We start from the raw sequence: 6,964 nt of genomic DNA on the forward strand, positions 1-6,964 counted from the left end.
TGGCCACATCGGGAAATAAGAGTTCAAATCCACCCAGTGACTACCATCAAATTTTTGATTCGTGTCTTTGCGGTAATACTCAAGCGCTTCACCATTCACTAAAGCGTGATGTGTTGCGCCAGCTGGAGGTGCAACTTTTGGAGTGAAAATACTCATCGCATAGCCTCCTGATGTGCCTTAGCCGCTTTCACTTGTGCAACCTGTTCCGCTTCACAAGCCTTTAAGCCAGCGCCTAAAAAGATGAATGTGCTTACTGCAATCAGCGCAGATGCAGCAGCATTTGAAGCAAAGCTTTTAAGCTTAGAAACAAAGCGTTTTTTGTCTTGGCGCTTAATTAGCGTTTCGACTAGCTTGTTTTGGGAAGTGTTTGATTTAGTTGTCATGGCTGCCTCCGAATACTTGGCGAAGGGCAGCGTTAATAACTCTTGCATCTTCAGGACAGTGACAGGAAATTTTCACACAGTTACCACCAGAATGAGCAATATAGCGAACGCTTGGTACTTCAATACCATTGACTGTTAGTGCTTGAGGTTTAACTCGAAATTTAATTTCTTCATCATCAAAAATCGACAATTGAGCACGGGAAGGTAGTTCAGCCCAAATCGTATCCGCATAATGAAACTCAACAGTTTCACCATTAGCCCAAGCTTTCTTAGCTTCATCTCCGCTAATCAACTTGCCTTCATTAACTTTTGTATTCATAATGACCTCGCAGTTTGGAAAAGCACACATGATTTGACGGTCGGTGTGCTTTTTTTTGTTGTCCTTGGAAGTAATTAAACCAAAGGTATAATTGAGTGTCAACTAAAAATTAAACCAAAGGTGAAAATAGGTTTAAATTATTTTTCTTATAAGGTTTAATAGACAAAAGAAAACCCACCGCTGGGGTGGGTTGTTTGGAGTTTGTTATGAGTAGAAGTCAAGAAGACATAAAAATGGAACTCACGCTTGCTTTAATAGAAGCGGGTTTAACCGATTCAGAAGCAATCAATCATGCGGTGAATAGCATGTATTTGAATGTCATTCAACGAACCTTCCTTACCCCTCAAAACTCCGCAGAACAACAGTCTTAATGCACTTGGCGTATAAGGTTTAAGTAGTATTCACGCGCAAATTCCTGCCCTTGCGGCTCTTTTGCTTCAGCATTTGCAATTATTTTCATTAGCTCAAGGGCGACTAACTCAATCGAGCCATCTAATGGTGTTTCAACATCAAAGGTTGGTAAGGCGTTTCTTGGCATATTTCTCTCCCCCCGATCTGTTCTAAAGGACTGCGTCGGGTTCGCAATTAATAACCAAGCCGCATATAGCGGCTTAAACTCATTTAAACTTACTAGTTGGAGGTGCGTTTGAAATTTTCATCATTCATACAATAATCAAGGCTATCTCTTAAAATGCCTACCATCCTGTAGATATGCTCTGGCTTTTCTATAAAAATCTGCCCATTATTTTGAATTTCTAGGCCAGCACGTTCAAGTTCAGCTTTACGTGTCTCATCGACAGATACATTAAACTGAATAGTAGGGCGTCTACGATTCACGTCATATCTAAACAACCATCTGTTAGTTTTATTTTGATATAAAACAGAATAGTAGCTTTCCGTGTCACGGCCTTCTAATTCAACATCAGGGAATAATTCAGTGACAATGCGCAGCAGATCTTGCTCATCCTTTGTTGTGATGATTTTTTCATTGTCGGGATTTACAATAAAGTCAGGTTCTTGTATTACCTGGCTAACTTCAGGCTGATCACCAACTAACTTCTGCTCAACAGGTTGTGCTGTAATAATTGTAGGAGAGGACAAGCCCTTAACAACCGTGTCACTAATCGCTTGCTGTACCGCCTGCTGAACAAAAGGCTGGATGGACTCAAGAAACTTAGTATTTAGTTGACGTTGAATATTAGCCTGTTGTGCCACATAGCGAACAAAGTCGATATCAACTTCATTTATGCTTTTTTTAATCACAGATTTAAATTGCTGTATATATTGATTTTCTTCAGCAAAAAATCTAAGTTTTTCTGCATGAAAATTATCATGCTTAAATTCTGCCAATTGCGTTAAATCTTCAGGATGTGCTTTCGTAAAATCAATAGTTAAGAAAGGTTTCTCATCCATAACATTTGTGTTTATTAAATCAGTAAAAAATCTCCATTCACGGCCATTTGTAATAGCGCCAATAGTTACACCAAGACTGCTATTAAAATATCTTGATAGTTGAGGGGCGTGGTTAGTTAGGTTGGCAATATAAGGCTTAGCTTCAATAAACATTACAGGCTGACCGTTGCAATACAATGCATAATCAACACGTTCTGTTGATTTGACTCCTGGGAAATCTGCTGCAAACTCAGCCAGAACTTTCGTTGGATCGTATGGATTAAATCCTAAAATATCCAATAGAGGTAATATAAGAGCTTGCTTTGTAGTTTCCTCTGTTGTGCAGTGCTCACCCACTTTTTTCACATGTTCTATATGATTTTTTAGTCTTTGTACAAAATTATCCATGGCTTCCCCCTCTGGATTAGTAGTCCTGTCTTAATAGACAAGTTATCTTCAATTAATTTTCTATATAGCCAACAATCTTACTCAATCATTTTTTGCCCTAACTTTCCTTCATTGCAAAGTTTGATAATTTGCTCATTGGTAAGTACAGGAATGAAGTGTAGATCGCCAATTTCTTCTGAAAGAATTTTAACTTCTTCAGGGTTAAGTGTTAGTGACTCGCTATCAGCTGCAGCATTGTTAATACGCTCAATGATTTGATTCATTATTTGTTTTGGGTGCATAAGTATTCTCTATTTTTAAATTTATCCCGCCCGCCAAAACTGGCGACCTATTACTTTAAAATTCCTTCCGTTTTCTTCACTTACAATTCTGTCTGGAAACTTTTCATTCAAGCTATGAAGCACCAAAGAGCCGTCAGCTTCTTTAAATATTTGCTTCAACATGCCTTCGCCAGCCAAATACACAGCGTAAATTTCACCATCAATAATGTCCGTTTGCGCTAAGTTGATACCAACTAGGTCACCATCCTTAATGAAATCCGCCATGCTTTCGCCTTTGGCTTTAATGATTTTCATGGTTTTTTCAGTAACGCCTTTGTCTTTCATAAATGAAGGTGAAAATGGGATTTTTCCATTAATGGTGTCAAAGTGAAATTCAATTGATTCACCAGCGCCACATGAAAAGACAGCTTCAACAACATCGATCCAAACAAATTCATCTTTGTGGTCTTCGGTTGCAACCACAGTTTCAACTGTAACTAAAGGCTCAAATACTCCTGCATCTTTACCTGTTAACAACCAACCAACATCAACCTCTAGAAGTTCAGCAAGCTTTTCTAGCGTCTCTTTACCGATTTGACCTTTCTTCCATTTAGAAGGTGCTTGCGGTGAAAGCCCAATCATTGTTGAAGCCTTTGACCATGACAATTTTTTATCATCTAAAGCTTTTTGCAATCTTTCAACAAGAGTGTTCATAAATACCCGCCTTTAACCATTGGTTAAATTATTCAATAAAAAACCACTAAATGGAATCAACCATTGGTTGCAACAAACTTTAACTCATGGTTTAATTAATTATGTTTTTCTGGTTTAAGAAAGGTTTAATTAATGAATCCAATGCAAAAAGCAATTGCAGCAGTTGGTGGTCGCACCATAGCAGCAAATTTATTAGGGATTTCTTATGTAGCTATTCGGAAGATGGAAGAAAAGGGCGCACTCCCACGGACTGACTACACAGGTGAAACTAATTATGCTCAAACATTAGCCAACAACAGTCATGGACAAATTTCCAAGGAGTGGTTAATGGATAAGGCAAACCCTAAGCACTTGGCCGCTTAAATCAATTATCAACCAATTGATTTTATTTAAACACGTTCAAAGGAAGCCCAAATGAACATCTTAGATGCGGCATATCACACGGTGCATGACTACCCAGGTGGGGCAAATGCTCTAGCACCCAGGCTCGGCATTAAAAGCCCAGCCGTGCTGAATAGCAAAGTGAATCCAAATACGGATACACACCACATAACGCTTGCTGAAGCGTCAAAACTAATGGGAATCACAAACGATTACCGCATTTTGCATGCACTTAATGCAGAACACGGCAAGGTTGCAATTGATATACCTAAAATTCCCGAATGCCGCGACACAGCATTGACTGAACTGGTGTTAAACATGGGGATCAGTGGCGGTGACATTCAATCTGTATTCAAAGAAATGATGTTGGATGGCCGTATTACGCGCGGTGAAGCAGTGGATATGTCACGAGTCATAAACAAACTGCACAAGATATTGGCTGAACTGGATGCCAAGGTACACGCCTGTGTTGAAGGCAAATAAAAAGCCTGATCCGCGAAATCAGGCTTGAGTGTCCATTGATTGGAGAATCGAATTGAACAAACAAATACTAACCGAAATAGAAATGAATCGAAAGATTTATTTATTCCAAAAAGCAGTTGAGCGATATGCAGCAGAAAAGACAGTTGCCAATTCTCAAGCTGTAGCACAAGCGAAAATTGAGTTATGCAAATTTGCAATGCAGGTGATGTTATGAGTGTTGATGCAACTCGTTGGGCATGGAGAGCGCCTGTTAAAAACGCCACTCAGCGCCTTATTTTGTTATCACTTGCCGATCGCGCAGGGGAGCATCACACGTGCTACCCAAGCAATAAGCGATTAGCTGAAGACACGATGCTTAACCTTAAAACCGTTCAAAAGTCGGTTTGCGAGTTAATTGAATTGGGCTTAATTGCTGATACTGGTGAGCGCAAAGGCAACACAAATCAGATTCGAGTTTTGCAGTTAATTGGTGTTGATTCACGCGAATGTAACGAACCCAAAAACGGTGCAGTTAAACAAGCCCAAAAACGGAACAGTACCGAAATTGGGAACGATACCAAAAACGGTATAGGTAACGAACCCAAATTTGGGGTGGGTAACGAACCCAAAAACGGGTTAGGGAATCTACCAATAGAACCTATCAATGAATCTATAAATATTAATACTGCAAAACCAGCGAAATTTAGCTTCGCAAATGAGTTGAAAAAACTTGGTGCTGACAACCAAATGATTAACGACTGGATGCTTGTTCGTAAAAACAAAAAAGCATCGAACAGTGAAACGTCATTTAAAAATTTTATGACTCAAGTCGAAAAATCAAAATTACCTCTGAACACAATTCTTGAAATTTGCATTGTTCGAGACTGGAAGGGGTTTAACGCAAGTTGGTTGTCAAACATCAATCTTTCTGAGTTTCAGCCAGCCCAGTCACCTTTGCCACACGAAAACCCAACACAACCTGTGTTCAAGGGTGTGGTGAAAAAATTCAAGGGGATGAGCGATGTCTGAGTTGTATTCCATTCCAGTAGAACAGGCGGTGCTTTCATCACTCATGGATCACGAGCAAGGTTCAGGCGATTACATTGAACAACTGACCGAAAGTGATTTTTACGCAACACGCCACCAAGTCATTTTTCACCACATCAAAAACCAATACAGCAAAGGCGAGGCGCATGACTCACTTGTAATTTGGGAGATGATTCGCAGAAACGCACAGGATGCCCAACATTGCACAGAAGAATATTTCCTTGAACTCACATCAACGATTGCCCGTTTCGGCTTGCTTGGGACGCATGTTAAGAAATTAAAAGACCTTGCAGTACGACGCAAGATTCAAGACTTGAGCAAAACCATTACCACGATTGCAAACGATACCGAGAGCTACACAAGCGAAACGGCTATCGAGAAAGTTCAGGCGCTTGCTGCTGGCTTAGATGGGAAGGTGACACAAAACGAAACTTGCTCGGTGGGTGATGTGTCCAAAGATGTTTTAGAGAGCATCCTTGATCGACACCAAAAAATACACGCAGGCATTGAGGTCAAAGTTGGCGTAAAGACAGGCTTCACTGAGTTGGACAACAAGCTTGACCGCATAGATCGAACAGATCTTGTAATTATTGGCGCACGACCATCAATGGGTAAAACCACACTTGCACAGAACATCATGCTTGACCTTGCTGTGAATCAGGGTGAAGTGGTTTTGTTCATGTCTGGTGAAATGAGCAAAGAACAAATCATGGAGCGCATGATTTCTGGTGTGGGTCAGATTAGCTTGAAAAAAGTGCGCTCGGCTCTTTTTGATGAAGCGGATGCGGGTTGTATCTATCAGGCTGTTAAAACCATTCAGCAATGCCCGATTTTTATCAATGACAAGGCATCACCAAGCCTTGCGGATATTCGTAGAGAGGCGCGCAAAGTGAAGCAGAAAACAGGTGGCCGCCTAAACGCCATTGTTGTTGATTACCTGCAAATCATGACACCGCCCGAAAAATCAGGAAACAAGGTTCAGGAAATTGGTGATATTTCATGGGGACTTAAAAAGATTGCCAAAGATTTTGAGTGTCCTGTGATTGCCTTGTCGCAATTAAACCGCTCACTAGAGAACCGACAGGATAAACGCCCAGTGATGTCAGATATTCGTGAATCTGGTGCGATTGAGCAAGATGCAGACATCATCATGTTTATTTATCGAGATGAGGTCTACAACAAGAGTTCAAAAGATATGGGTGTGGCTGAAATCATCATTGGCAAGGCTAGAAATGGCTCTACAGGCACGGTTCGGTTAGCAACGGATTTATCCAAAGCAAGTTTTTCGGACTTAAGCCCTGAGTATTACTCACACATGGAAGGCTTGTGATGAAAGACCTAAACAAAGTTTTGATGTTTGTATTTATGGCGATTGGTGCTGCGTTGGTTAAGTGGGGTGGGGTGTGAACGAAATACTAAGCCAACGCATCCAAGCTGTTCAGATTGGTAAAGACATCACGTATGCACAGTTAATCGCTAAGCGTAATTTGCGTGAAGAACTTGAAACCGAAATGGAGAAGTATTTAGCGCGTGGTGGTCAGATCAATCAGGTTGAGCAAAAGCCATACGAGGCAAAGCACGGCACAAATACCCAGTAC

Annotated in this window: 12 protein-coding genes and 1 pseudogene; 7 read left to right on the plus strand and 6 right to left on the minus strand. The window is 40.7% G+C overall.

From position 1 onward, the window contains the following. Positions 1-152: 152 nt before the first annotated feature. Together E0H79_RS14910 and E0H79_RS14915 are read right to left on the minus strand one after the other, a co-directional pair. Positions 153-383, minus strand: coding sequence for a hypothetical protein (locus tag E0H79_RS14910; RefSeq protein WP_131262054.1), 231 nt, complete (start codon positions 381-383; stop codon positions 153-155). Continuing rightward, positions 373-702, minus strand: coding sequence for a hypothetical protein (locus E0H79_RS14915; protein ID WP_131262055.1), 330 nt, complete (start codon positions 700-702; stop codon positions 373-375). The genes E0H79_RS14910 and E0H79_RS14915 overlap by 11 nt, the downstream gene beginning before the upstream one ends. A 206-nt stretch (positions 703-908) precedes the next feature. Between E0H79_RS14915 and E0H79_RS15375 the strand changes: the two genes are divergently transcribed. Continuing rightward, positions 909-1,073: a hypothetical protein gene (locus E0H79_RS15375; RefSeq protein ID WP_165492554.1), complete on the plus strand. Its 165-nt coding sequence runs from the start codon at positions 909-911 to the stop codon at positions 1,071-1,073. On the opposite strand, the gene E0H79_RS15380 is transcribed toward E0H79_RS15375, so the two are convergent. The 4 genes from E0H79_RS15380 to E0H79_RS14930 form a co-directional block, all read right to left on the minus strand. Then, positions 1,070-1,240: a hypothetical protein gene (locus tag E0H79_RS15380; RefSeq protein ID WP_165492555.1), complete on the minus strand. Its 171-nt coding sequence runs from the start codon at positions 1,238-1,240 to the stop codon at positions 1,070-1,072. The genes E0H79_RS15375 and E0H79_RS15380 overlap by 4 nt on opposite strands. 92 nt (positions 1,241-1,332) lie before the next feature. Further along, a complete protein-coding gene (locus E0H79_RS14920; protein WP_131262056.1) occupies positions 1,333-2,502 on the minus strand; it encodes a type I restriction endonuclease in 1,170 nt (389 codons plus the stop codon). 77 nt (positions 2,503-2,579) lie between these two features. Further along, positions 2,580-2,783 carry a hypothetical protein gene (locus tag E0H79_RS14925; protein ID WP_131262057.1) on the minus strand — a complete coding sequence of 68 codons (204 nt, stop codon included), beginning with the start codon at positions 2,781-2,783 and terminating at the stop codon, positions 2,580-2,582. 21 nt (positions 2,784-2,804) lie between these two features. Next, positions 2,805-3,476, minus strand: a complete 672-nt coding sequence (locus E0H79_RS14930; protein WP_131262058.1) for an XRE family transcriptional regulator — start codon at positions 3,474-3,476, stop codon at positions 2,805-2,807. 132 nt (positions 3,477-3,608) lie between these two features. Between E0H79_RS14930 and E0H79_RS14935 the strand changes: the two genes are divergently transcribed. From E0H79_RS14935 to E0H79_RS14955, 6 genes and pseudogenes are all read left to right on the plus strand, one after another. Further along, a complete protein-coding gene (locus E0H79_RS14935) occupies positions 3,609-3,839 on the plus strand; it encodes a hypothetical protein (RefSeq protein ID WP_045796799.1) in 231 nt (76 codons plus the stop codon). Positions 3,840-3,890: 51 nt separating this feature from the next. Next, positions 3,891-4,340, plus strand: a complete 450-nt coding sequence (locus tag E0H79_RS14940; protein ID WP_131262059.1) for a phage regulatory CII family protein — start codon at positions 3,891-3,893, stop codon at positions 4,338-4,340. A 52-nt stretch (positions 4,341-4,392) separates the two neighbouring features. Then, positions 4,393-4,554, plus strand: coding sequence for a hypothetical protein (locus E0H79_RS15385; protein ID WP_165492556.1), 162 nt, complete (start codon positions 4,393-4,395; stop codon positions 4,552-4,554). Then, positions 4,551-5,348: a helix-turn-helix domain-containing protein gene (locus tag E0H79_RS14945; RefSeq protein ID WP_131262060.1), complete on the plus strand. Its 798-nt coding sequence runs from the start codon at positions 4,551-4,553 to the stop codon at positions 5,346-5,348. The genes E0H79_RS15385 and E0H79_RS14945 overlap by 4 nt, the downstream gene beginning before the upstream one ends. After that, a complete protein-coding gene (gene dnaB / locus E0H79_RS14950; protein ID WP_131262061.1) occupies positions 5,341-6,696 on the plus strand; it encodes a replicative DNA helicase in 1,356 nt (451 codons plus the stop codon). The genes E0H79_RS14945 and dnaB overlap by 8 nt, the downstream gene beginning before the upstream one ends. A gap of 73 nt (positions 6,697-6,769) precedes the next feature. After that, positions 6,770-6,964 (plus strand): annotated as a pseudogene (locus E0H79_RS14955) (hypothetical protein); the annotation flags it as partial.

The sequence above is a fragment of the Acinetobacter sp. ANC 5045 genome (assembly GCF_004331005.1).
GTDB lineage: Bacteria > Pseudomonadota > Gammaproteobacteria > Pseudomonadales > Moraxellaceae > Acinetobacter > Acinetobacter towneri.